This is a genomic window from Lentzea sp. NPDC102401, from assembly GCF_044765805.1.
GTDB classification, from domain to species: domain Bacteria; phylum Actinomycetota; class Actinomycetes; order Mycobacteriales; family Pseudonocardiaceae; genus Lentzea; species Lentzea sokolovensis.
The window spans coordinates 14702-37611 of sequence record NZ_JBIWKS010000001.1 but is presented as its reverse complement, the minus strand read 5'-3'; the positions used below and the strand labels follow the sequence as shown (position 1 = coordinate 37611).

General features: G+C 68.6%; 21 protein-coding genes. 9 read left to right on the top strand and 12 right to left on the bottom strand.

What is annotated here, in order from left to right:
* Window positions 1–6: 6 nt before the first annotated feature.
* Genes ACIRG5_RS00190 through ACIRG5_RS00175 form a run of 4 tightly spaced genes read right to left on the bottom strand, consistent with a single transcriptional unit; the run spans window position 7 to window position 3494 of the window.
* Window positions 7–498, bottom strand: coding sequence for a nucleotide exchange factor GrpE (locus ACIRG5_RS00190; protein ID WP_402897799.1), 492 nt, complete (start codon window positions 496–498; stop codon window positions 7–9).
* A gap of 5 nt (window positions 499–503) precedes the next feature.
* Entirely contained in the window at window positions 504–2381 is a 1878-nt protein-coding gene (gene dnaK / locus ACIRG5_RS00185; RefSeq protein WP_402897797.1) for a molecular chaperone DnaK, read from the bottom strand.
* The gene (locus tag ACIRG5_RS00180; protein ID WP_402897794.1) at window positions 2381–2911 is read right to left on the bottom strand and encodes a general stress protein; all 531 of its coding nucleotides are present in this window, start codon (window positions 2909–2911) and stop codon (window positions 2381–2383) included. Before ACIRG5_RS00180 ends, dnaK begins: the two co-directional genes overlap by 1 nt.
* 10 nt (window positions 2912–2921) lie before the next feature.
* The gene (locus ACIRG5_RS00175; protein WP_402897791.1) at window positions 2922–3494 is read right to left on the bottom strand and encodes an Hsp20/alpha crystallin family protein; all 573 of its coding nucleotides are present in this window, start codon (window positions 3492–3494) and stop codon (window positions 2922–2924) included.
* Window positions 3495–3509: 15 nt separating this feature from the next.
* Between ACIRG5_RS00175 and ACIRG5_RS00170 the strand changes: the two genes are divergently transcribed.
* From ACIRG5_RS00170 to ACIRG5_RS00155, 4 genes are all read left to right on the top strand, one after another.
* Window positions 3510–5210 carry a PucR family transcriptional regulator gene (locus tag ACIRG5_RS00170; RefSeq protein ID WP_402897788.1) on the top strand — a complete coding sequence of 567 codons (1701 nt, stop codon included), beginning with the start codon at window positions 3510–3512 and terminating at the stop codon, window positions 5208–5210.
* Entirely contained in the window at window positions 5207–5761 is a 555-nt protein-coding gene (locus ACIRG5_RS00165; protein WP_402897785.1) for an MEDS domain-containing protein, read from the top strand. Before ACIRG5_RS00170 ends, ACIRG5_RS00165 begins: the two co-directional genes overlap by 4 nt.
* A 55-nt stretch (window positions 5762–5816) precedes the next feature.
* Complete coding sequence (locus ACIRG5_RS00160) at window positions 5817–6857, top strand: hypothetical protein (RefSeq protein WP_402897783.1); 1041 nt, start codon at window positions 5817–5819, stop codon at window positions 6855–6857.
* Window positions 6858–6964: 107 nt separating this feature from the next.
* Window positions 6965–7249 (top strand): STAS domain-containing protein, encoded by a 285-nt coding sequence (locus ACIRG5_RS00155; protein WP_402897781.1) that lies wholly within the window; start codon window positions 6965–6967, stop codon window positions 7247–7249.
* Window positions 7250–7302: 53 nt separating this feature from the next.
* Here ACIRG5_RS00155 and ACIRG5_RS00150 read toward each other — a convergent pair whose 3' ends face one another.
* Together ACIRG5_RS00150 and ACIRG5_RS00145 are read right to left on the bottom strand one after the other, a co-directional pair.
* The gene (locus ACIRG5_RS00150) at window positions 7303–8478 is read right to left on the bottom strand and encodes a zinc-dependent alcohol dehydrogenase (RefSeq protein ID WP_402897779.1); all 1176 of its coding nucleotides are present in this window, start codon (window positions 8476–8478) and stop codon (window positions 7303–7305) included.
* On the bottom strand, window positions 8475–9017 hold the full coding sequence (locus ACIRG5_RS00145) for an SRPBCC family protein (RefSeq protein ID WP_402897777.1): 543 nt from the start codon (window positions 9015–9017) through the stop codon (window positions 8475–8477). Before ACIRG5_RS00145 ends, ACIRG5_RS00150 begins: the two co-directional genes overlap by 4 nt.
* Before the next feature lie 614 nt (window positions 9018–9631).
* Here ACIRG5_RS00145 and ACIRG5_RS00140 point away from each other — a divergent pair.
* Complete coding sequence (locus ACIRG5_RS00140; protein WP_402897774.1) at window positions 9632–10531, top strand: DUF6801 domain-containing protein; 900 nt, start codon at window positions 9632–9634, stop codon at window positions 10529–10531.
* 165 nt (window positions 10532–10696) lie between these two features.
* Here the strand turns inward: ACIRG5_RS00140 and ACIRG5_RS00135 are convergent, their stop codons facing one another.
* Window positions 10697–11047, bottom strand: coding sequence for a hypothetical protein (locus ACIRG5_RS00135; protein ID WP_402897771.1), 351 nt, complete (start codon window positions 11045–11047; stop codon window positions 10697–10699).
* A 255-nt stretch (window positions 11048–11302) separates the two neighbouring features.
* On the opposite strand from ACIRG5_RS00135, the gene ACIRG5_RS00130 reads away from it, so the two are divergent.
* Window positions 11303–11731 carry a hypothetical protein gene (locus tag ACIRG5_RS00130; protein WP_402897768.1) on the top strand — a complete coding sequence of 143 codons (429 nt, stop codon included), beginning with the start codon at window positions 11303–11305 and terminating at the stop codon, window positions 11729–11731.
* A gap of 379 nt (window positions 11732–12110) precedes the next feature.
* Here ACIRG5_RS00130 and pdxY read toward each other — a convergent pair whose 3' ends face one another.
* Both pdxY and ACIRG5_RS00120 read right to left on the bottom strand, forming a co-directional pair.
* Window positions 12111–12962 carry a pyridoxal kinase PdxY gene (gene pdxY / locus ACIRG5_RS00125; RefSeq protein WP_402897765.1) on the bottom strand — a complete coding sequence of 284 codons (852 nt, stop codon included), beginning with the start codon at window positions 12960–12962 and terminating at the stop codon, window positions 12111–12113.
* 173 nt (window positions 12963–13135) lie between these two features.
* Window positions 13136–14011 (bottom strand): helix-turn-helix transcriptional regulator, encoded by an 876-nt coding sequence (locus tag ACIRG5_RS00120; protein WP_402897763.1) that lies wholly within the window; start codon window positions 14009–14011, stop codon window positions 13136–13138.
* A gap of 105 nt (window positions 14012–14116) precedes the next feature.
* Here ACIRG5_RS00120 and ACIRG5_RS00115 point away from each other — a divergent pair, with 105 nt between their 5' ends.
* Entirely contained in the window at window positions 14117–14818 is a 702-nt protein-coding gene (locus tag ACIRG5_RS00115) for an SDR family NAD(P)-dependent oxidoreductase (protein WP_402897760.1), read from the top strand.
* An 83-nt stretch (window positions 14819–14901) separates the two neighbouring features.
* Window positions 14902–15060, top strand: coding sequence for a hypothetical protein (locus tag ACIRG5_RS00110; protein WP_402897758.1), 159 nt, complete (start codon window positions 14902–14904; stop codon window positions 15058–15060).
* A gap of 10 nt (window positions 15061–15070) precedes the next feature.
* Here ACIRG5_RS00110 and ACIRG5_RS00105 read toward each other — a convergent pair whose 3' ends face one another.
* The gene (locus ACIRG5_RS00105) at window positions 15071–15505 is read right to left on the bottom strand and encodes a MarR family winged helix-turn-helix transcriptional regulator (RefSeq protein WP_402897755.1); all 435 of its coding nucleotides are present in this window, start codon (window positions 15503–15505) and stop codon (window positions 15071–15073) included.
* A 63-nt stretch (window positions 15506–15568) separates the two neighbouring features.
* Here ACIRG5_RS00105 and ACIRG5_RS00100 point away from each other — a divergent pair, with 63 nt between their 5' ends.
* Window positions 15569–15922, top strand: coding sequence for a DoxX family protein (locus ACIRG5_RS00100; RefSeq protein ID WP_402897752.1), 354 nt, complete (start codon window positions 15569–15571; stop codon window positions 15920–15922).
* Between the two features lie 171 nt (window positions 15923–16093).
* Here ACIRG5_RS00100 and ACIRG5_RS00095 read toward each other — a convergent pair whose 3' ends face one another.
* A complete protein-coding gene (locus ACIRG5_RS00095) occupies window positions 16094–18388 on the bottom strand; it encodes a SpoIIE family protein phosphatase (protein WP_402897749.1) in 2295 nt (764 codons plus the stop codon).
* Entirely contained in the window at window positions 18385–22884 is a 4500-nt protein-coding gene (locus ACIRG5_RS00090) for a HAMP domain-containing protein (protein WP_402897746.1), read from the bottom strand. Before ACIRG5_RS00090 ends, ACIRG5_RS00095 begins: the two co-directional genes overlap by 4 nt.
* Between the last annotated feature and the right edge of the window lie 26 nt (window positions 22885–22910).

The window sequence follows — 22910 nt, the reverse complement described above, 5'->3', positions numbered from 1 at the left end:
GTCGCCTCACTCCCGTGCGCGCGCCACCGCGACGGCGGCGGGACGCAGGTCGCCGTAGCCCGGCCGCAACACGCGCACGACCGTGTTCGGCGGCGCGTCCGGGTCGTCCAGCACCGTCACGACCTCGTGCACCGCCGGGTCGAACGGCACGCCGGTGGCGTCCTGGCGCGGGTAGCCGAGCCGGGCGAGCACCTCGACGGCCTGGTCGAGGGTCGCCCGCACGCCTTCGGCGAACGCGTCGCCGGACGCGTGCCCGAGCGCGAGTTCCAGGTTGTCGAGCACCGGCAGCCAGGCCGACGCCACCCGCGCGCGTTCGGCTGTGCGTTGGCGTTCCAGCTCGCGGCTGTGGCGTTTGCGCACGTTGTCGAGCTCCGCCATGGCGCGCAGCCAGCGGTCTTCCAGCTCGGCGACGTCCCGGTCCGGGGCCGGCGACTGAGGAGGGGTCACGCCGGCCCCGGTCTCGGCCGCGGAGTTCGCGGCGTTCCCCTGGGAGGTCATCGTGATCAGACCCGATCGAAGTCCGCGTCGATGACGTCGTCGTCCGACGCTGTGGCCGAGGTCTGGCCCGACGACGGCGGTGGCGCGGACGACCGTGCCGCCATCAGGCCGTTGAGCACCTGGGTGAGCTCGTCGGTCAGCTCTCGCACGCGGTCCATCGGCGGGTCGTCCTGCAACGCCTCGCGCGTCTCGGAGACCAGCATCTCGGCGCGGGCCTTCTCGTGCGCCGGCGCGTTGTCGCCGAGGTCGGACAGGGTCTTCTCGACCTGGTAGGCGAGCGAGTCGAGGGTGTTGCGGGCGTCCACGGCCTCACGCAGTCGCTGGTCCTCCGCCTGGTGTGCCTGGGCGTCGGTCACCATCCGCTCGATCTCGGACGTGTCCAGGTTCGAGCTCTCGCTGATGGTGATGCCCTGCTCCGCGCCCGTGTCCTTGTCGCGGGCGGTCACGTTGAGGATGCCGTTGGCGTCGATGTCGAAGATGACCTCGACCTGCGGTTCGCCCCGCGGCGCCGGCCTGATCCCGCTGAGCTGGAACCGGCCCAGCACCCGGTTGTCGGCCGCGCGTTCGCGTTCGCCCTGCAACACCACGACGTCCACCGCGGGCTGGTTGTCCTCGGCGGTGGAGAACACCTCGGAGCGGCGGGCCGGGATCGTCGTGTTCCGCTCGATGATCTTGGTCATCACGCCGCCGCGGGTCTCCACGCCCAGGGACAGCGGGGTGACGTCGAGCAGCAGCACGTCCTTGACCTCGCCCTTGAGCACACCGGCCTGCACCGCGGCACCGAGCGCCACGACCTCGTCCGGGTTGACGCTCATGTTCGGGTCCTTGCCACCGGTCAGCCGGCGGACGAGCTTCTGCACGGCCGGGATCCTGGTCGAACCGCCGACGAGGATGACCTCGTCGATGTCGTTCGCGGACACCTTGCCGTCGGCCATGGCCTGCTCGACCGGGCCGAGGCAGCGCTCCACCAGGTCGGCCGTGATCTGCTCGAAGGTCGACCGCGTCACCGTCTCGGTCAGGTGCTTGGGGCCGCCGGAGTCGGCGGTGATGAACGGCAGGCTCACCTGGGTCTGGGTGACCGAGCTGAGCTCGACCTTCGCCTTCTCCGCCGCCTCGGACAGCCGTTGCAGCGCCTGGGCGTCGTCCCGCAGGTCGATCCCCGTGTCGTTCTTGAACCTGTCGGCCAGGTGGTCGACGAGCCTGCGGTCGAAGTCGTCGCCGCCCAGGTGGGTGTCACCGGAGGTGGACCGCACCTCGACCACGCCGTCGCCGACGTCCAGCAGGGACACGTCGAACGTGCCACCGCCCAGGTCGAACACGAGCACGGTCTCGTGTCCCTTCCTGTCCAACCCGTACGCCAGCGCGGCCGCCGTCGGCTCGTTGATGATCCGCAGGACCTCGAGACCGGCGATCTTGCCGGCGTCCTTGGTCGCCTGGCGCTGCGAGTCGTTGAAGTAGGCGGGCACGGTGATCACCGCCTCGCGCACCTTCTCGCCGAGGTACTTGCCGGCGTCGTCGACCAGCTTGCGCAGAACCTGTGCGCTGATCTCCTCCGGCGCGTGGAGCTTGTCGCGCACCTTGAAACGCACCGAGTCGTTCGGCCCGGGGACGACGTCGAACGTGACCGTCCTCGCCTCCTCGGCGACCTCCTCGAACCGGCGGCCGATGAAGCGCTTCGCCGAGTAGATGGTGCCGTGCGGGTTCAGCACGGCCTGGCGCTTCGCCAGCTGGCCCACCAGCCGTTCGCCGCTGTCGGTGAACGCCACGACGGACGGGGTGGTCCTGGAGCCCTCGGCGTTCGTGATCACAACGGGCTGGCCGTCCTCCACGACCGCGATCGCGGAGTTCGTCGTGCCCAGGTCGATTCCCACTGCTTTGGCCATTACGCGGCACCCCCGATGGGGGTCATGCCGGCGAGCAGCCGCTGTGCTTCGTCCGCGACTTCCTCGTCCACGACGAGGTCGTACCGGCTCGGCACCATCATGGTCACAGAGCTGAAGTCCCGCCTGCCACGCTGCATCGCGTAGAAGATCGCGCCGATGACGGCGCCGATGAGCGCGCCGAACACCAGGCCGTACAGGGCGAGCGTGAACGCGGCCACGAGCGGATTGATCAGGTCGAACAGGCCGAAGATCCAGCCGAACAGCAGGCCCGGAATGGCGCCGGACATGGCACCGTTCAGCAGCGCGCGGCCCCAGTTCATCCGTCCGACGACCTGCTCGACCATGCGGACGTCGACGCCGATGATCGCGGTGCGGTCGACCGGGAACTTGTTGTCTGACAAGTGGTCTACGGCGCGCTCGGCGTCGCGGTAGTTGCCGAACGACGCGATCGTGCGCCGTCGCGACATGCTCTGGGCGGTGGCGGCGCTCGTGTCAGCGCGTGCGTGAGTACCCGAGTGATGAGTGGTCATGGCTGCTCCCTCAGGCGTTGACCGTTGTTTGCTCGGAAATTTCGATCTTGCGCGGCTTGCTGGATTCGGCGACCGGAATGGTCAGCACGAGCACGCCGTGATCGACCTCGGCGGACAGTTCGCCGGCGGCCAGCATGTCGCCGAGGAAGAACTGGCGGCTGAATTCACCGTGCGGCCGTTCGTCGATCAGCACCTCGTCGCCGTCCTGCCGCAGCGGGTGACGCGTGGCTTTGACCGTGACCACGTTGCGTTCCACGGTCACGTCGACGTCCTTGCTGTCAACGCCTGGCAGGTCGAGGGCGACGATGAACCGGTCGCCACGGCGGAACGCCTCCGCCGGCAGTGCACGCGGTGTGCGCACCGTCTGTTCGGAGAGCCGGTCGAGTTCGCGGAACGGGTCGAAACGCATCAATGTCATCTGGGCTCTTTCCCTCCTGGCTCTTGCGTTCCCGGCAACGTGCATCGCATCAACCCTGACGAAGACACGCGTCGTGGCGCGTCGCCCTGGGAGGGCGAAACCCGCCTGCTGAGATAGACCCGGCAGCACAACGGCGGCGGCGTTAGGCTGCTTGGCAACGAACAACCGTGCGGAGGAGGCATGGCCGTCGGCCTTGGAGGACTGGATGGTTGGGCTCGCGCGCAACTGTCCAATTTCTACGGCCTCTTCGTGTTGTCGATGAAGATGTTCGGCGGCAGGGACTCTGCCAAGATCATCGCTCTCGCGGCGACCTCGGTGCCGTCTCTGGGACCGTGCACGGTCGTGGCGACGTATCTCGTGGCCGAAGGCGCGCTGGTGCGGCAACCCTCGGACCTGCCCGCTGATTCCGAGCTCGACCGCTTCGTGTCCCAGCTCGACGATCGTGGCTCCGGTGTGGTGCTTCCCGACGGGACCTGGCGCTGGGCGTTCCTGCTGAGAGGACTGAACGGGCTCGCCGGCTGCCTGGTCATGGTCGCGGAGTCCGAACCGACGGTGGACGAGCTGTTCCTGCTCAAGGTGCTCGGCCAGCAGACCAGCGCCGCGCTGGCGAATGCGGACCTGCACCGCAAGGGCGATGAGCACGCGGATGAGCTGAGGCGGTCCAACGATGAACGGGCGGAGGTCAACGCACGGCTGACCGTGACCGTGAACAAGTTGCGGCAACAACAACGCGTGCACGACGTGCTGACTCGCGTGAGTGCTCGTGGGGCCGGCGAACAGGGGATCGCGCATGCGCTCAGTGAGCTCACCGCGCTGCCCGTCGCCATCGAGGACCAGTTCGGGAACCTGCGCGCGTGGGCGGGGCCGGGCCGTCCTGACCCGTACCCGAAGCTGCCCGCTCGTCGCAGGGAGGACCTGCTGCGCCGCGCTGCCCGCCGGACCTACCCGCTACGGGAGCGGGAACGGTTGATATCGCTGGTCAAGCCGCACCACGAGGTGCTGGGCGTGGTGTCCTTGATCGATCCGGGGAAGACCGCGCGGGACCACGAGATCTTCACGCTGGAGTACGGCACGACCGTGCTCGCGCTCGAGTTGGCTCACCAGCGCAGCCTCGCCGAGATGGAACTGCGGCTGCACCGCGAACTCGTGGACGACCTGGTGGACGGTACGGACAACGACAGCGCGTACGCGCGTGCCGGCGCGCTGGGTCATGATCTGCGGGGCACGCACTGCGTGCTGGTGGCGCAGTGGGGCGGTACCCAAGCCGATGGCGCCCTGTCGCAGGCGCTGTCGCGCGCGATAGTCGAGCTGGAGTGGAAAGCGTTGTGCTCACGTCGGTCCGGCGTCGTGGTGATGCTCGTGCGCGGACGTCCGGACGGTGAGGCGTTTTTCCGGACGGTGGCGCATGAACTGGGCACGGACACAGGCGTGATCGCTGTCGGTGGCAGCTGCGACACCCCGGACGGCCTGCCTCGATCGTTCCGCGAGGCGATGCGCACGTTGCGCATCCGGCAGACCTCGGGCACGCCCCGCGGTGCTGCGTCGTTCGACCAGCTCGGTCTGTACCGAATCCTCGACACGGGCAAAAGTCGCGACGAAGTCATGTCGTTCGTGTGGGAGTGGCTGGGCAGTTTGATCGAGTACGACAACACCCGGGACGCGGACATGATCCGCACGCTCTCCCAGTTCCTGGAGTGCGGCGGCAACTACGACCGCACCGCGACCGCGCTGATGATCCACCGCAGCACCTTGCGGTATCGGCTGGGCAGGATGAAGGAGATCACCGGTTTCGACCTGGGTGAAGTGGAGACTCGGTTGAACGTTCACGTCGCGACCCGTGCGTGGCATGTGTTGCAAGGGCAACCGCTGGAGGAGCGGTGACGAACGCGGTGTTCGACGGCGCCACGCTCAGGATGCATTCTCACCTGTGCGTGTTCCACCACGGTGGCGCCGAACGCGACGACCTGTTGATCCCGTTCCTGTCCGACGGACTTCGAAGCGGCGAGGCGTGCCAGTACTTCGCCGTCGCCGGGGAGAAGGACGACGCGGAACAGAGACTGGGAGGTCCGCACCCGCGACTGCGGGTGCAGGAGCCGGGAAGCCGGTATCAGTGCGACGACGTGCTGGACAGCGACGCGATCTTGGCCGAGCTGGACGAGTGGTCGCAGGGGGAGGGGACGTCGTGCCGGATCGCGGGCGACATGGGCTGGGCAGGAGGATCGTTGCGCAGCCAGGACCAGCTCGACGCGCTCTTCCGGCACGAGATCAACGCGGGCCTGTGGGTGAACAGGCGGCCGGTGTACGCGTTGTGCTTCTACGACCTCGACCTGTTCGACGGTGACGTGATCATCCCGATGGTGAAGGCCCATCCACAGATCTGGATGACCGGCGTGCTGGTCGACAACCCGTACCACGAGCAGTCCGCGATCTGATCATCAGCTGGTTCCGGATGACTATCCGAGTTCTGGCCGGGGTACTCGACGGCGCATGCAGGAGACCGTAGTGCTCGGTCTGCTCGCCGATCCCGGGCTGGCGACCGACATCGTGGAGGATCTCGCCGAAGACCTGCCGCAGCGACTGCGTCGCGATGTGGACGGTGATGTGGAGTGGCGGGTGGTGCCCGTGTGCGATCAGTTCGCCGCGGATGAGCACGGCTCGGTGCGGCATGTGGTGCAGGCGGTGCGTGATCAGGTCGTGGAGGAGCGTTGCGACCTGTGGGTGTGCCTGACCGATTTGCCGCGCAGGGACGGGACGGACCCGGTGGTGGCCGACGCGAGTGCCGACGACGGGCTGGCTGTGGCGTCACTTCCGGCCCTGGGTAGCTGGGGTCTGCATCGCAAGACCGGTGACGTGGTCAGTGCCGTTGTCGCCGAGCTCAGGGACCGTGAAGTCCCGATGGGACGGCTCGCGCGACGGGTGGACTCGCCCACGGATGACATCGGTGTGCGGTTCGTGGCTCCAGGGCTGCGCGGCCGGTTGCGGATGTTCGCGGGGATGATCCGGGCGAATCGGCCGTGGCGGCTCGCGATGGGGCTGTCCAGCGTGCTCGTCGCCGCGTTCGGCACGGGCGCGTACACGTTGATCAGCCCGACCATGTGGATGCTCGGCACCCACTCGAGCGTGCTCAGGCTGGTGGCGGCGACGCTGTTGTCGATCATGGCCATGGTGGTGTGGCTGATCGTCACCCACAAGCTGTGGGAGCGTCCGTCCGACGCGGTCGGGAAGGAACGTGCGCGGCTGTACAACCTCACCACCGCGCTCACCCTGGTGCTGGGAATCTCCACGTTGTACCTGGCTTTGTTCGTGGTGGTGCTCGCGTCGGCCTTGCTCGTGCTCGAACCTTCCGTGCTGGCACAGGAAATCGGCCATCCACCGGCCGTTCGCGACTATCTCGGCCTGGCGTGGCTCGCCGCGTCGGTCGCGACCGTGGCCGGTGCGCTCGGTGCGCGGCTGGAGAGCGACGAGGCGGTGCGCAACGCCGCCTACGGCTACCGCCAGCAGGAGCGCCGCGAGAAGCTCCACAAGTGACCCCTCAGGCCTACAGCCCGCCGGGGAATTCCGCCTCGCGGACCGAAGCACCGCACGCGTGTTGTACGGGATCGTCCTCACTCCAAGAGCTGCTGGAGGTGAGCGTGGTGGTTCCCGTCGCCGTCGCGAAGGTGATCAGAGTCCGTGTGAGCGGAGAGATCGATGCGTCCACTGTGGACCTTTTGGTCGGGGCGATCGAGCCGCATCTGGACATTTCGGATGCGAAGATCGTGGTGGACCTCACCGAGGTCACGTTCCTCGGCACCGCCGGCCTGAGGGCGCTCGCGCGGGCCGAGCAACACGCGAACCGGGTGGGGTCGGAGCTTTGTCTGGTCTTTGCGACCCCGGCCGTGCAACGGTCCCTGGCGGTGCTGGCCATGCTGCGTGGGTGACTCACCCGCGTTCGGCCACCGTGTCCGCCACGGTGGCCGAACGCGGGTCGCCGTCAGGGTTTGAGGACGACCTTCTCGCAGTCGTCCTGCTTGTTCTTGAACATCTCGAAGCCACGTTCCGCCTCGTCCAGCGCGAGGGTGTGCGTGATGATCCGGGTCGGATCGATCTCCCCGCGCTCGATTCGGTGCAGCAACGGCTTCATGTAGCGGTGCACGTGGCATTGCCCCGTCCGCAAAGTCAGCGACCGGTTCATCCACGCGCCGGCCGGGAACTTGTCGATCAGTCCGCCGTACACGCCGATCACCGAGACCACACCGCCGCTGCGGCACGACATGATGGCCTGGCGCAGCACGTGCGGACGGTCGGACTCGGACCGCACGGCCTGCTTGATCCGGTCGTAGGCGGCGATGTGCGCGCTGCCGTGGGTGGCTTCGAGGCCGACCGCGTCGATGCACTTGTCCGGCCCGCGCCCACCGGTCAGTTCCAGCAGGCGCGACCGCACGTCGACCTCCTCGAAGTTCACCGGCGTGTGGCCGGCCTGTTCCGCCATGCGCAGCCGGTAGGGCTCCTTGTCGATGGCGAGGACCTTCGCGGCGCCGAGGACCCTGGCGCTGTCCATGGCGAACTGGCCCACCGGACCGGCACCCCAGACCGCCACCACGTCGCTGGGCTGGATGTCGCACATGTCGGCACCCATGTAGCCGGTGGGCAGGATGTCGGAGAGGAACAGCACCTGCTCGTCGGTCAGGTCCGACTCGATCTTCAACGGGCCGACGTCGGCGAACGGCACGCGGGCGTACTGCGCCTGACCGCCCGCGAAGCCCCCGGTCAGGTGCGAGTAGCCGAAGATCCCCGCGACCGGGTGCCCGAACATCTTCTCCGCGATGCCGGCGTTCGGGTTGGAGTTCTCGCAACAGGAGTACAGCTCCGCGGCGCAGGCGGCACACGCACCGCAGGCGATCGGGAACGGCACGACGACCCGGTCCCCGACGCGCAGCCGACCCGGGTCGACACCGGAGCCGACCTCGACGACCTCGCCCATGAACTCGTGACCCAGCACGTCGCCGTCCTGCATGGTGGGCACGTACCCGTCCACCAGGTGCAGGTCCGAGCCGCAGATCGCGGTGGAGGTGATCCGGACGATGGCGTCGCGGGCGTTGAGGATCTTCGGGTCCGGCACGTCACGGACCTCGACCTTGTTGCGGCCCGCCCAGGTGTTCGCCCTCATGCGTGCGGTCCCTTCTCCAGCTCGGCGTCCGACAGCGGTTGTGCCGGACGCTGCGGGAACTCCTTGCGTGCCCGCTTGCCCCACGGGGCGCCGTCGGAACGGACGACCTCGCCGGTCTCCAGCACCTGCTTGAGCCGGCGCAGGTCGTCGTCGAGCTGCTGGTGCGGTTCCTCGCCGAAGTACTTGGCGACCGCCTTGCCGATCACGCCGCCCGGAATCTCGTACACCAGCCCGACGTGCACCTCGGTGCTCACACCGTCCGGGGCGGTCACGAACCGGACCGTGCCGGCGTTCGGCACGTCCGCGTCACCGGTCGACCGCCACGCGATCTTCTCGGCGGCCACCTCCTCGATGATCTCCGCGTCCCACTCGACGTTCTCCCCGAACGGGGCGTCGGCGACCCAGTGACTCGTCCTGTCGCCGGTGGCGCGGATGTTCTCTAGATGCGCCATGAACGTCGGGAGGTTCTCCAGGTCGCGCCAGAACGCGAACACCTCCGACACGGGTTTGCGAATGGTGGTCGTAGCCGTCAATTCCATCGATCCTCCTTCGCGTGAGCCCCGCACCACCGGCGCGGAGCCGACAGTCCTGGTTCGGTGGCCTGCACGGCGATCGACAGCGCCGGCACCGTGATCCCGACGGACGACCCCGGCGACCCGCCAACGGCGCCACGGTCGGTGATGACCATCCCGGCGCCCGAACCAGGAAGCGTTCTCCTCGAACCGAACTACCCCTGGGAGTTCCGCCTAACCCGCCGATCGACCGGTGCGGGTGGCGACTCCTGATCCGGGCGGTCGACTGCGAGTCTTGGACCTGCGCGTCGATGCGGTCACACGCTCTTCGCGCAGTCCACGAAGTGCGAGGCGTTGCTCGATTCTGATGTGGCCACGTCGACGAACGCCGAACTGATCACTGCGTTGACGGGTCGTGGCCGAGCGGCAGAGGCGAGTGGGTCGCGTGGACGAGATGGTGATCTCGTTGGCCGCCAAGGGTTTGACCGCCGGGCGGCCAGCGGTGCGAGAGTGCATTCGTTGTGGCGTGGGATGTCGGCGTTGCTCGGACATCGCCTCCACCTCGCTGCGGCTGAATGGGCGACACGTACCGACGTCGGTGTACGGGACACTGTCCGTGGTCGAGTGAACACGGAAAGGGCATGAAGTTGCGCAGAAAAGGGAACCCGTTCCGCGTCACCGCCCTGTCCCTGGTATCTGCCCTGGTGGCCGTCGGGGCGCTGACGGGAGCCGCGACCTCGGCGTCGGCGCAGACGACCGCGGTGCGGATGGACTACACCTGCACGACCTCCCTCGGGCCGGGCGCCCGGATGACCGTGTGGGTCGTCGGTGGTCTGCCGGACGAAGGCGCGGGCCCGAACACGGTCGCCAGGCACGAACCCGCCTACATCGACGTGGACCTGGACCTGCGCGAGTTGCGCCCGGTCCTGACGATGGCCGGCGGGGTGCGCCTGGACACCGACAGCACCGCGACACTCGACGCGCACATCACCGGCCCGGACGGGACGCGGACCACCCAGGCCTCGTTCACCGTCGCGCCCACGTGGCTGACGACCACCCAGAGGGCCGCGGTGCGGGCCGCGGGCTCCTTCCCGACGCAGTACCTGACCACGCAGGGCTACTACGACCTGCACGTGGACGACCTGGCGCTGACACTGCGCCCCGAGCGCGCCGACGGCACTCCTCTCGGCACGGTCACCGCGTCCTGCTCGCACGACCCGGCGCAGAACGACCTGCTGGGCACCGTGTGGTCGCAGTCCGCCATCTTCGAGCGGCCGCCGCGCCCGAGCGGGTTGCGGGTGGTCTCGACGACCCCGACGTCCGTGACGCTGGCCTGGGAAGCCTCCTCCTGGTGGAACCCGACCCTGGGCTACGAGGTGTACCTGGACGGCGGGCACACCGGCTTGGTGACCGAGAAGCAGGTCACGCTGACCGGGCTGACCCCCGACAGGCAGCACCGGGCGAAGGTCGTCACCACGGACGTGCAGGGCATCCGCTCGACCATGAGCCAGGGCCTGATCTTCACCATCCCGCCGGCCTGACACCCTGATCCACCGATCGCAGCGGCGGACGCTGATGCCGCGACAGGGCAGGCGTCGCGGGCGTCCACGTGGAATGCCCGGCTGTCGACGGACTGGACCGGACTCGGCCCGCGAGGAGCGGCGACACACCGAACACAGGGATTCAGCGTCGTGCCAGGACGAGGATCAAGCGGTCTCGGCCGGGGCGATCTTGCCTTCGACGTTCTTGCGCGGGACGCCGTCCACGTCCACGCAGAGTCCGAAGACGCGGTCCCTGGTGGTCCAGCCGTTGATCCGGCCTCGGTTGTTCCCGATCTGCACCCGCTGCCCAGCGATCGCGGTCACCCGGTGCAGGTAGATCGTTCCGGCGACCCGCACCAGCACGATGTCGTCCACGTCGAGTGTGGCCGTGTCAACGGGAGCGACGGTCACCAACTGGCGGCTGCGGATCAACGGCACCATTGACGAGCCGGTCGGGCGGAACCGCACCTTCTCGCCACGCGCGACCCGAGCCGCAACGGCGTCCAACATCCCCACGCGCTGAAGCTTCGACGACGGACCGGACCTGTGCAACGCATTTCGATCGCTCCCGACAGCGGCGGGGGCGTGGTTCATCACGCGGTCCGCGGCATGAGCGTCCGTCCCGGCACGATTTGCGCGGGCGCCATGCGGTCGGTCGCGCCGTCGGCGCATCCTCCGGAGGCTGGAAGGATCATCGTGTCCGGACCACGTGAATGTTAGTGTTCTCGAACGGTTTGACCTGGGGCGCAGGGTCTCTTGGGGGGATTGACCATGGTGGACATGTGGATGTTGTCCGTTGCCGCCGCACTCATCGGTTCCGTGGGGGAGTCGGATTCCGCAGCTCTGACGCAGCTGGAGAAAGCGGTCCGTGCGGTGCCCGGCCTGGGCGATGCGCTGGATGCGGCTCGCGCGGAAAGCGAGTCCGACACGATCCACCTCGCGGAGGAACTGGCGAACGGCCTCAAGGCCGCCTATGACGGTGGTGGCGCTTTCTCCGTCCTGCTCGACGCTCTGTGGCCCGAGGTGCTGTTCGGTCCCCGGGCCAAGAGGGCGTACAACGTCAACACCGGCACCGTCCACGGTAACCTGGTCCAACTGGGTGTTGTCGGTACGGTCAACCTGCCAGGTTCTGGGAGTCCGGCCCGGTCACGATTCTCATTTTTCGGCTCTGGGCGACGCGCCAAGAAGCAGGGCCCGTGACCACCCGATCAACCCCGGGCATCTGACTTCGTCCTGGTCCTCGCACATCAGCCGATACCAGAGGCTGACTTGGCCTGTTCGGACCCGGCAGGTTCGTACTTCGGCATCCTCGATTCGGCATGACCGGATGCTGGTGTCGCGTTGACACCGTGGCGGCGGGTGCCGGCCCGGCCGATCCACCCCGGCGACCTGGCTGGAGTAGAGGGCTTTCGCCGCAGATGGACAGAACCGCTCGTGGACATCAGGCCATCGCGTCCTGCTGCGGCGGCCAGTACTTCTGATCGGCACGGCAAGTGCGCGAGCGCACGTGGCTTCTCGTTCTCCCGCACGGTGCCGGGCGGCTCGGTCCGGCCCGCCATCCCGGTGTTGTCGGTCGGGCTCAGCGCACCTGCTCGGCCTTGAACTGCATCCGCGGCATCGCGTAGAACTCCTGCGCCTGCACCAGCCGCAGTTCGCGCTCACCGGAGCGGTGGGTCAGGTCGATCAGGTCGAAGACGCTCGACGCGGTGCGTTCCAGCGCCAGCGCCGCGTCGTTGGTCTGGACGTAGTGGGCGGTGAACAGCGCGGCTGTGACGTCGCCGGACCCGTTCGCCTTGAACGGCAGGTGCGGGGTGCTCACGAGCCACGACCCGGCGGTGTCCACGACGAGCATCTCGATCGTGCCCTCCTCCCGGTCGGGCCGCTCGACGCTCGTGACCAGCACGGTCGACGGGCCCATCGCGCGGGCGAGGTCGGCCGACGCCAGCGTCTCCTCGATGCTCGCCGGCTCGGTGCCGGTGAGGAAGCCCAGCTCGAACTGGTTCGGGGTGATGATGTCGGCCACCGGCACGACCCGGTCGCGCAGCAGCACGGGGATCTCGGGCGCGACGAAGCAGCCGGACTTGGCGTTGCCCATCACCGGGTCGCACGCGTAGAGCGCCGCCGGGTTCGCGGCCTTCACCCTGCGCACCGCGTCGATGATCACATCGGCGATGCCCGTGCCGCCCTGGTAGCCGGACAGCACGGCGTCGACCTGCCCGAACACCCCGCGTTCCTCCACCCCGAGCAGGATCTCGGCCACGTCCGACGGCGGCAGGAGCGGGCCGCGCCAGGCGCCGTACCCGGTGTGGTTGGAGAAGTTCACCGTGGGGACCGGGACGACCTCGACCCCGAGGCGCTGCAGCGGGAACACGGCGGCGGAGTTGCCGACGTGGCCGTGGGCGACGACGGACTGGATGGACAGAACCTTCATCCGTCCACCCTAGAACGGACACCTTGACGTCGTGGTTGTGCGTGCCGGGAAGTACCTCCGTAGAGGTCAGCAGGCGTCGGCGCGCTCATTCGACGTGACCGCCTTGGGCGAAGCATCCACGAGTATCGCCATGTGGCTTGACCTGCATGGACGTGGTTCCGGCCCGCACAGGGTCAGATCTGTGCGGTGGCCGGTTGCCCGGCGATGGTGGTGAGCTGGAGTTTGGTCTCGTCCTCGCTACCGGGCGCGGCCGTCATGATGACGATCTTGAGTTCGGAGTCGCCCTCGGTCAGGACATCGCAGTCCACCGTGACCGGGCCCACCGACGGGTGGTGGATCGTCTTGCGGTCTTCGCGGTGCGTGCCGACTTCCCCGTTCGCCCACAGCGCGGCGAACCTGCTGTTGCCGGCGTTCAGGTCACGGACGAGCGCCGTCAGGCGGGCGTCCTGCGGGTAACGGCCGGTGGCGCGGCGGAGGTCGGACACGACCGCGGCATCGGTGGCGTCGCGGTCGGCCTCGCTCACCGGCCACCGCGCGAGGTGAGGGGCGCTGCCGTCCAACGGAAACCTGTCACGGGCGAAGTTGCGCAGCCCGGGTGACGACGCGGCGGGATCACCGAGGAGAGCCGTCCACCCGCGGTTCCACCACACCAGTTGCCAGTCCGCGGCGAACACAGCCACCGCCGCGCCATCCAGGCGGGCGAGCACCCGCTGCACGCCGGGCGGCAGGTGGTCGGAGATCACGCCTTTCGACGGCGCAACGAGCCTGGCGAGCCGATACAGGTGGTCCCGCTCCTCTGTGGACAACTGCAGGGCGCGCGCCAGGGACGCCACGACCGATGCGGAGGGCGTCGTCGCCCGCCCTTGCTCGAGACGCACGACGTAGTCGACCGACACCCCGGCCAGTTCGGCCAGTTCTTCCCGCCGCAGTCCCGACGCCCGCCTTCCACGCGCCGAGCGCAGCCCGGCGGCCGACGGAGGCAGGCGATCCCGCCACACGCGAATCATCGCGCCGAGCTCGCTTCCGGATGTCCTCGTCACGACGTCCATCTTCCCGCCTGCGATGGCGGCCGGCCGGGTGTGAGGGTGGTACTGGTCTTCCTACCGTCGAACCGTTCCTGGTTCACCCGTCGGTGCGGGACCAGCATCGAACGCATGACGATCATCTTCATCACCGGGGCCAACAAGGGGCTCGGCCAGGAAACCGCCCGCCGCCTGATCGAGCTCGGCCACACCGTCCTGACAGGAGCTCGCGACCAGGCACGAGGTGAGGAGGCCGCCGCCGCACTCGGTGCGCGCCACGTTCCCATCGACGTGACCGATGACGCGTCCGTCGCCGCTGCGGCGGCGAACGTCGGTCACCACGAGGGCAGGATCGACGTGCTGATCAACAACGCCGGTGTGCACGGCCCCGCAGGGGGAGACCTCGGAGACCTCACCGGCGCCGAGGCCCTGGCCGTCTTCCAGGTCAACGTCATCGGTGTCGTCCGCACCACGAGCGCGTTCCTGCCCCTGCTGCGCCGCTCGGACGACCCGGTGATCATCAACGTCAGCAGCGGCATGGGCTCCCTCGCTCTCACCCACGACCCGGCTCGGGCCGAGTCGCGCGTCATCGCACCGCTCTACACCGCGTCGAAGGCGGCGCTGACGATGATGACAACGCAGTACGCCAAGGGGCTGAAGGACATCCGGGTCAACGCCGCCGACCCCGGCTACACCGCGACCGATCTCAACGGTCACAGCGGCTTCCAGACCGTCACGGAGGGCACGGACGCGATCGTCGCCCTGGCCACGGAAGGTCCCGGCGCCGGAACCGGACGCTTCGTGTCCCGCGAGGGCGAGATCGCCTGGTCGTGAATCCGGCTCACCGTGCCAACCGATGTCCGGACGTCCCGAGGTCGGCCACCGCGCGGATGTCGGGGACGGTGGTGCCGTTGCCAGTGGAACCGGGTGAACCTGACCGCGACACGGTTCATGCCAACGAAATCGGAGACTGGACTGCAGGTCTGTGCGTCGTCGGCGAGCCCACCGGCCACTGGCTCTCGACCCTGCCCGCCGGCATCCGGCTGCGGGATCTGGTGCGGCTGGCCAGCACCTGACGAAGCGTTCCTAGTCGCCCGTGCAGGAGTTACCGGCAGGGGAGCGGACCTTCGACAGGAGTGAGCGCAGCTGGTCGGCGTCCGCGGGGGACAGGTCGGCCAGCAGTTCGCGTTCGATCGTGTCGATGGTGCCCTGCATGGCCGTCAGCGCGGCGCGGCCCTGTTCGGACATCTCGACGATGTGCCTGCGGCGGTCCTCGGGATCGCGCTTGCGCTCGGCGAGGCCGGCGTTCTCCAGGTCGTTGAGGATCGCGACGAGGACGCTGGGGTCGACGTCCAGCACGTCGAGCAGGCTCTGCTGGCTCGTCGGGCCGTTGTCGCACAGGTGCGACAGCGTGAAGCCGTGCCTGGGCGTGAGGCCGTAGACGCTCAACTGCCTGCGCAGCCGGGCGTCGACATCCCTGCCCAGGTGCATCAGGAGCATTCCAACCCGTTCCCCGTCCACCCCACAACTATAGCGGTCGACTAAACCATTGAGATGGTTCAACGATCTGCTATGTTCCACCGTATGTTCATCGCAACGCTTGTTCTCAGCGCACTACTCGCCGTCGCCTTCCTCGGGGCCGGGGTCTCGAAGGTCATGAAGGTGCCTGCGATGGTCGCCGCCGCCGAGACGCACGGGTTCACCGCGGACGGCTACCGCAACATCGGCCTGCTCGAGGTCGCGGGCGCCGCGGGCCTGCTCATCGGTCTGTGGTGGGCGCCGCTGGGTATCGCGGCGGCCCTCGGTCTGACGCTGCTGATGGCGGGTGCGGTGATCGTCCACGTGCGCGCCAAGGACAAGGTCGCCGAGACCGTGCCGGCGGTCGTGCTCACGCTGCTTGCGGGAGCCGCATTGGTGCTGCGGATCGTGACTGCCTGAGAAGGCCACCGCCCAGGGGAAGCAGCGAACCGCGGCAGTGTCGCGGTTCTCGGGCCCACGCCTTTCGATCCCTGGTTCGTGACGGGACCAACCAGTTCATGGGCGGGCTGTGCCGTGGCGGGTGCGCAGCAGCGCCGTGATGCGGACCGTCGGAGGGCTCATGTTCGAGACTCACGGCAGCTGAAGGCCGACGATGCAGGTGTCGTCGTCAGTGTTCGACTCGCTGCCGGCCAGCAGGTCGTTCAACAGATCGTCCAGCTCCTTGTGGTTGTCCCGCACTGCCGCGAGCAGCCGCTCCAAGCAATCGTCCAGTGGCGTGTCCCGGCGCTCGACCAGCCCGTCGGTGTAGAGCAACAAGGTGTCGCCCGGCTCGAGCGTCAACTCGCCCTCCTCGTAGGACACGTCCGTCATCGCGCCGAGCAGCAGGCCTCGCAGGGTCGGCAGGAACTCGCTCTGCCCGTTCCTGATCAGCACGGGTGGCAGGTGTCCTGCGCGGGCCCAGCGCAGAATTCGGGTGAGCGGGTCGTAGATTCCGCAGATCGCCGTCGCGATGATGTTGTCCGCGAGGTGGTGGGCCACGAGGTTCAGCCACTGCAGCAGTTGCGAGGGTCCGGCACCAGTGGCGGCGAGACCGCGCAGAGCGTTGCGCAAGGCCACCATTCCGGTCGCGCCCTTGATTCCGTGCCCGGTGATGTCGCCGACCGACACCAGGATCTGCTTGGACGGCAGCACGACCACGTCGTACCAGTCGCCGCCCACCATCTCCTCCTGCGCCGCGGGCTGGTAGCGCACGGCCATCCGCAGGCCGAAAGCGTCGATCGTGGGATGCGTGGGCGGCATGATCACCTGCTGCAGTTGCAGCGTGAGCTTGTTGCGCTCCAACACTTCCTGTGCGGTGATGGCGAGCTGGTCCTTCGCGGCGGACAGCGCGACCTCGGTCCAGTGCTGGGCCGAGACGTCCTGGTACGCGCCCCGGACCGCGAGCAACGCGCCCTGCGAGTCGAGCACGGGTTCGGCGATGATGCGAACGTGCCGGATCACGCCCTCGGCGCGCTGCAACCGGAAGGCCGCGGACGCGGGCCGGTGGTGGTGCAGGACGTTGCGGAGAAACCCGCTGAGGGAGGCCAGGTCGTCGGGATGAGCGTGATCGGCGATGTCCGCCAGGGGGACAGGAGCCTCACCGGGCCGCAGACCGTAGAGCGCGTACAGCTGACTGTTCCAGATGACCTTGCCCCGGTGCGGCTCCTCCTCGAACCCTCCGATGCGGCCGAGGCGCTGGGCGTGCTGCAGGAGGTTCGCCAGGCGCGCGGCCTCGTCCTGCACCCGCCACACGACCAGCACCAGCACGCCGTGCCTGGTGATGCTGACGCTGGCACTGACGGTGAGCGGCACCTCGTCGATGAGGGCCGCCAGCGTCATGCGCTCGGCGCGGAAGGGTTCCCCGGTCGCGTGCACGCGCTCGATCTTGTCGAACAGATCACCCTCGGCGGCGGCCAGCGGGTAGGCCTCCAGCAACAGCTTGCCTGCCACCGCGTCGCGTGGCCTGCCCGCGAGATCGGCGAAACGGATGTTCGCGTGATGTACCCGGAAGTCGACGAGTGTGCCGTCCGCCGAGATCTCCGGGCCCAGGACGAGAGCCGGATCGAGCAGCCCGTCCGCCAGGTCCGCGAGCTCGGACGGTGCTGACAGGACATGGCCCGCGGACTCGCTGACGTCGAGCGTCGTGGCGCACAGTTCGGCCAGCGCCTCCACCTGCTTGCGCACGCTCATCGGCTGCGGTTCGAGCGAACCGGGCCAGCAGATCTCCAGAACACCGGTGATCCGGCCACCGGTGCCGGCGGGGACGGCGACGCGGCCGCGCAGGTCTGCTCCGATCGACGGCAGTCCCGAGAGATCGAGGTCGGGGATCCAGACGGCGTCGCGCTCGCTCAACGCCCGCCGAGCGGGTGTCGCCACACCGGGTGGTACGTGGTGCCAGCGCTGAGCCTCGCCCGCGGTGAAACCCGCATGCCCCGCCAAGGTCAGCGAGGAGTCCGCGCTCGCCGACCAGATCGCCACCGCGGTCGCGCCCAGTGGTGCGAGCGCGTGGGCGAACAGCGACCGTGCGACGGACTGGGTGTCGTCCGCGTGCAACGCGCCGCTCTGCGCTGTCCGCAGGCGAACCGCGACACCGTCGTCCGGTTCGCCTGCCGGCGACTCGGCCGGCACGACGCCGAACTGGTCGCCGGACGCCTCGTTGATGATGTCCACCGCGAGCTCGACCTGCGTGGTGCCCGCACGGTCGGCGAGCAGGACGAGCTGCTCGGCTGCCTGAGCGGGACCGCAGCGCAGTCGTTCGACGAGCACGCCCTTGGCGAGTTCGACGAGAGCCCGGCTGTCGGCGGCGGCTCTGCTCTCCTCGAGTTCCCGGCGCAGGCGCTCGACCGTGCCGGCGAGCCGATCGACTCCGATCTCGTCGGTCGTCACCGGGTCCGCATCCAGCGGCGGACGCAGGAGACGAGCTGGTCGGCGTCGACCGGCTTGGTGACGTAGTCGTTGGCACCGGAGGCGATGCTCTTGTCCCGGTCTCCCGGCATCGCCTTCGCGGTCACCGCGATGATCGGCAACCGCTCGTGGTCGGGCATGGCGCGGATCGCCGTCGTGGCGGCGTAGCCGTCCATCTCGGGCATCATGACGTCCATCAGGATGAGGTCGATCTCCGGATTGCCGACGAGCGCCTCGATTCCCTCTCTGCCGTTCTCGGCGTGCAGCACCCGGACGCCGTGCAGTTCCAGGATGCTGCTGAGGGCGAACAGGTTGCGGGCGTCGTCGTCGACGATGAGCACGGTCCGCCCGGCGAGCTGACCGGTGGCCTGCTCCGGCATCGGCGGCCTCGGCTGCTCCGGCCGTACCAGCGGTAGCACGTCCTGCGGGCCCTTGGCGTTGAGGTGCAACGCGATCCGCTCCCGGAGCTCGTCCAAACTGGACAGCAGCTCCAGAGGCCGGGAGCCGCCACGTTCCAGCAGACGCTGCTCGTAGGTGGCGGCGAGCCTGCGGTTGTGGTGTGCCAGCACGGGAACAGCGCTCGCCGCCGGGTCACCGTCGAGTGCTTCCAGGAACCGCAAAGCCGCTTCGTCGGGCATGTCGAGTTCCAGCACCACGCAGTGGCACGGGTCGGTCGCCAGCGCTGCCGCCGCCTCCTCGCGGCCGACCGCGGTGACGACGTCCACGGGGCCGCGCGGGTCGTCGTTCGCGGACAGGTCGTTCACCGCGCTCTGCGCGACCAGGGAAAGCAACCCCTGCGGCCGTTCCTCGATCACCAGAAGCCTGCGTCGATGCCCGTTGACGGCGGCCGGAGCCGCGACCACGGGAAGTGCCTTCGCGCCGGGGGAGCCGGCCGTGAGCTCGACGAAGTCGGAGCGGTGGACCGGCAGGTACAGGGTGAAGTCGCTGCCCGTGCCGAGCGTGCTCTCCGCGGCGATCGATCCGCCGAGCAGGTAGGCGATCTCCCGGCTGATCGACAGGCCGAGGCCGGTGCCGCCGTACTTGCGGCTGGTGGTGCCGTCGGCCTGCTGGAACGCACCGAAGATCGACTCGAGCTGGTGCTCGGCGATGCCGATTCCGGTGTCGCTGACCCGGAACATGATCGCCGGCCCGTGCTCGCGCACCCCCGTCGGCAGTTGGTCCGGATCCGCGAGTTCGATGCGCAGCTCGACGCCGCCGGTCTCGGTGAACTTCACGGCGTTGGAGAGCAGGTTGCGCAGAACCTGCTGTAGGCGCGTGTCGTCGGTGACCAGCTCCGGCGGGGTGCCGGGAGCGGTCGTGATCTGGAAGCTGAGGCCCTTCTGGGAGGTGAGCGGCCGGAACGACCGCTCGACGTAGTCCAGCAGCTGCCGCAACGGCACTCGTTCGGGCGTGATGTCCATCTTCCCCGCCTCGATCTTGGACAGGTCGAGGATGTCGTTGATCAGCTGCAGCAGGTCCGATCCCGCGGAGTGGATGATGCCCGCGTACTCGACCTGCTTCGGGGTGAGGTTGCGGCTCGGGTTCTGGGCCAGCAGCTGGGCGAGGATCAGCAGGCTGTTGAGCGGGGTGCGCAGCTCGTGGCTCATGTTGGCCAGGAACTCCGACTTGTACTTCGAGGCGAGTGAGAGTTCCCGTGCACGGGTCTCCAGCTCCTGGCGGGCCTGCTCGATCTCCAGGTTCTTCGCCTCGATGTCGCGGTTCTGGGTGGCCAGCAGTGCCGCCTTCTCCTCGAGTTCGGCGTTCGAGAGCTGGAGTTCCTCCTGCCGCACCTGCAGTTCACCCGACCGCGACTGCAGTTCGGAGGCGAGGCGCTGCGACTCGGCCAGCAGTTCGTCGGTGCGGGCGTTGGCGATGATGGTGTTGACGTTGACGCCGATGGTCTCCATCAGCTGTTCGAGGAAGTCGCGGTGGATGTCGGTGAAGTGGTGCACCGATGCCAGCTCGATCACGCCGAGCACCTGGTCCTCGACGACGATCGGCAGCACGACCAGGTTCACCGGCGCCGTCCGCCCGAGTCCGGACGTGATGGCGATGTAGTCGTCCGGCATGGTGTCGACGGCGATGGTGCGGCGGCTGCGTGCGGCCTGGCCGACGAGTGACTGTCCAAAGCGGAATCTCGTGGGCCTGGCGTCGTCGGCGGGGTTGCCGTAGGAGCTGATCAGGCGCAGCTCCTGGCGGTCGTCGGCGTCGTCGGCCAGGTAGAACGCGCCGAACTGCGCCGACGCCAGCGGCGTCAGCTCGTCCATGATCAGCTCAGCGACGACGGCGAGGTCCCTGCGGCCCTGCATGAGGCCGGAGATGCGGGCCAGGTTGGACTTCAGCCAGTCCTGGTCCTGGTTGGCCTTGGTGGATTCACGCAGCGACTCCACCATCGAGTTGATGTTGTCCTTGAGCTCGGCGACCTCACCGGAGGCCACGACGGTGATCGACCTGGTCAGGTCGCCTTCGGCGACCGCGCTCGTCACCTCCGCGATGGCACGGACCTGCCGGGTCAGGTTGCCGGCGAGCTCGTTGACGTTCTCCGTGAGCCGCTTCCACGTGCCCGACACGCCCTCGACCTCGGCCTGACCGCCCAGGCGGCCCTCACTGCCGACCTCGCGCGCCACGCGCGTCACCTCGGCGGCGAAGCTCGACAGCTGGTCGACCATCGTGTTGATCGTGGTCTTCAGCTCGAGGATCTCACCGCGGGCGTCGACGTCGATCTTCTTCGTCAGGTCGCCCTGGGCCACGGCGGTGGTGACCTGGGCGATGTTGCGCACCTGGTTCGTCAGGTTGTTCGCCATGAAGTTGACGTTGTCGGTGAGGTCCTTCCAGGTGCCGGCGACGTTCGGCACGCGAGCCTGGCCGCCCAGCATGCCCTCGGTGCCGACCTCACGCGCGACACGGGTGACCTCGTCGGCGAACGCCGACAGCGTGTCGACCATCGTGTTGATCACGCCGGCCAGCGCGGCCACCTCGCCCTTGGCCTCGACGGTGATCTTCTGGCTGAGGTCGCCGCGGGCGACCGCGGTGGCGACCTGCGCGATCGACCGCACCTGGTTGGTCAGGTTCGAGGCCATGACGTTCACGTTGTCCGTCAAGTGCTTCCAGGTGCCCGAGACCCCGCGCACCGTGGCCTGGCCGCCCAGGTTGCCCTCGGTGCCGACCTCGCGGGACACCCGCGTGACCTCGTCGGCGAAACCCGACAGCTGGTCGACCATCGTGTTGATGGTCTCCTTGAGCTCCAGGATCTCGCCGCGGGCGTCGACCCGGATCTTCTGGCTCAGGTCGCCCTTCGCCACCGCCGTCGTCACCTGGGCGATCGACCGCACCTGGGCGGTGAGGTTGTCCGCCATGACGTTGACCGACTCGGTGAGGTCCTTCCAGGTGCCGGACACACCCTTCACGTCCGCCTGGCCGCCGAGGCGGCCGTCCGTGCCCACCTCCCGGGAGACGCGGGTGACCTCGTCGGCGAAGGAGCTGAGCTGGTCGACCATCGTGTTGATGGTGTTCTTGAGTTCGAGGATCTCGCCGCGGGCGTCGACCCGGATCTTCTGGCTGAGGTCGCCGCGGGCGACCGCGGTGGCGACCTGCGCGATCGAGCGGACCTGCGCGGTGAGGTTGCCCGCCATGAAGTTCACCGAGTCGGTGAGGTCGCGCCAGGTGCCCGAGACCCCCTTCACGTCGGCCTGCCCGCCGAGCGCGCCCTCGGTGCCGACCTCCCGGGAGACGCGGGTGACCTCGTCGGCGAAGGAGCTGAGCTGGTCGACCATCGTGTTGATGGTGTTCTTCAGTTCGAGGATCTCGCCGCGCGCGGTGACGGTGATCTTCTGGCTGAGGTCGCCGCGCGCCACGGCGGTGGTCACCTGGGCGATGTTGCGGACCTGGTCGGTGAGGTTGCCGGCCATGAAGTTCACGGAGTTCGTGAGGTCCAGCCACACGCCGCCGACGCCCGGAACCTCGGCCTGGCCGCCGAGCCGGCCCTCGCTGCCGACCTCACGGGCCACGCGGGTGACCTCGTCGGCGAAGCTGGAGAGCTGGTCCACCATCGTGTTCACGGTGTTCTTCAGCTCGAGGATCTCGCCGCGCGCGTCGACGTCGATCTTCTGGCTGAGGTCGCCGCGTGCCACCGCCGTGGCGACCTGGGCGATGTCGCGGACCTGGCTGGTCAGGTTGCCCGCCATGGCGTTCACCGAGTCGGTGAGGTCCTTCCACGTGCCGGAGACGCCCTTGACGTCCGCCTGCCCGCCCAGGTTGCCCTCGGTACCGACCTCCCGGGAGACGCGGGTGACCTCGGAGGTGAACTGCGACAGCTGATCGACCATGCCGTTGAACACGGTGGCGATCTCGCCCAGCAGCCCGTCGGAGTCGTCGGGCAGACGGATTCCGAAGTCGCCGTCTCGCACCGCCGTCAGACCCGCGAGCAACTGTCGCAGCTCCGGCAGGTCGACGGCTCTCGGCGTAGTGGTGCCACTCATCGCTGCTGCCTCCACGGCATGGCGGA

Bases quoted from the DNA above. Each gene is read 5' to 3' on its own strand.
- ACIRG5_RS00190 (WP_402897799.1), bottom strand. From the start codon at position 498: ATGACCTCCCAGGGGAACGCCGCGAACTCCGCGGCCGAGACCGGGGCC.
- dnaK (WP_402897797.1), bottom strand. From the start codon at position 2,381: ATGGCCAAAGCAGTGGGAATCGACCTGGGCACGACGAACTCCGCGATC.
- ACIRG5_RS00180 (WP_402897794.1), bottom strand. From the start codon at position 2,911: ATGACCACTCATCACTCGGGTACTCACGCACGCGCTGACACGAGCGCC.
- ACIRG5_RS00170 (WP_402897788.1), top strand. From the start codon at position 3,510: ATGGCCGTCGGCCTTGGAGGACTGGATGGTTGGGCTCGCGCGCAACTG.
- ACIRG5_RS00160 (WP_402897783.1), top strand. From the start codon at position 5,817: ATGCAGGAGACCGTAGTGCTCGGTCTGCTCGCCGATCCCGGGCTGGCG.
- ACIRG5_RS00150 (WP_402897779.1), bottom strand. From the start codon at position 8,478: ATGAGGGCGAACACCTGGGCGGGCCGCAACAAGGTCGAGGTCCGTGAC.
- ACIRG5_RS00145 (WP_402897777.1), bottom strand. From the start codon at position 9,017: ATGGAATTGACGGCTACGACCACCATTCGCAAACCCGTGTCGGAGGTG.
- ACIRG5_RS00140 (WP_402897774.1), top strand. From the start codon at position 9,632: ATGAAGTTGCGCAGAAAAGGGAACCCGTTCCGCGTCACCGCCCTGTCC.
- ACIRG5_RS00130 (WP_402897768.1), top strand. From the start codon at position 11,303: ATGGTGGACATGTGGATGTTGTCCGTTGCCGCCGCACTCATCGGTTCC.
- pdxY (WP_402897765.1), bottom strand. From the start codon at position 12,962: ATGAAGGTTCTGTCCATCCAGTCCGTCGTCGCCCACGGCCACGTCGGC.
- ACIRG5_RS00120 (WP_402897763.1), bottom strand. From the start codon at position 14,011: ATGGACGTCGTGACGAGGACATCCGGAAGCGAGCTCGGCGCGATGATT.
- ACIRG5_RS00115 (WP_402897760.1), top strand. From the start codon at position 14,117: ATGACGATCATCTTCATCACCGGGGCCAACAAGGGGCTCGGCCAGGAA.
- ACIRG5_RS00100 (WP_402897752.1), top strand. From the start codon at position 15,569: ATGTTCATCGCAACGCTTGTTCTCAGCGCACTACTCGCCGTCGCCTTC.
- ACIRG5_RS00090 (WP_402897746.1), bottom strand. From the start codon at position 22,884: ATGAGTGGCACCACTACGCCGAGAGCCGTCGACCTGCCGGAGCTGCGA.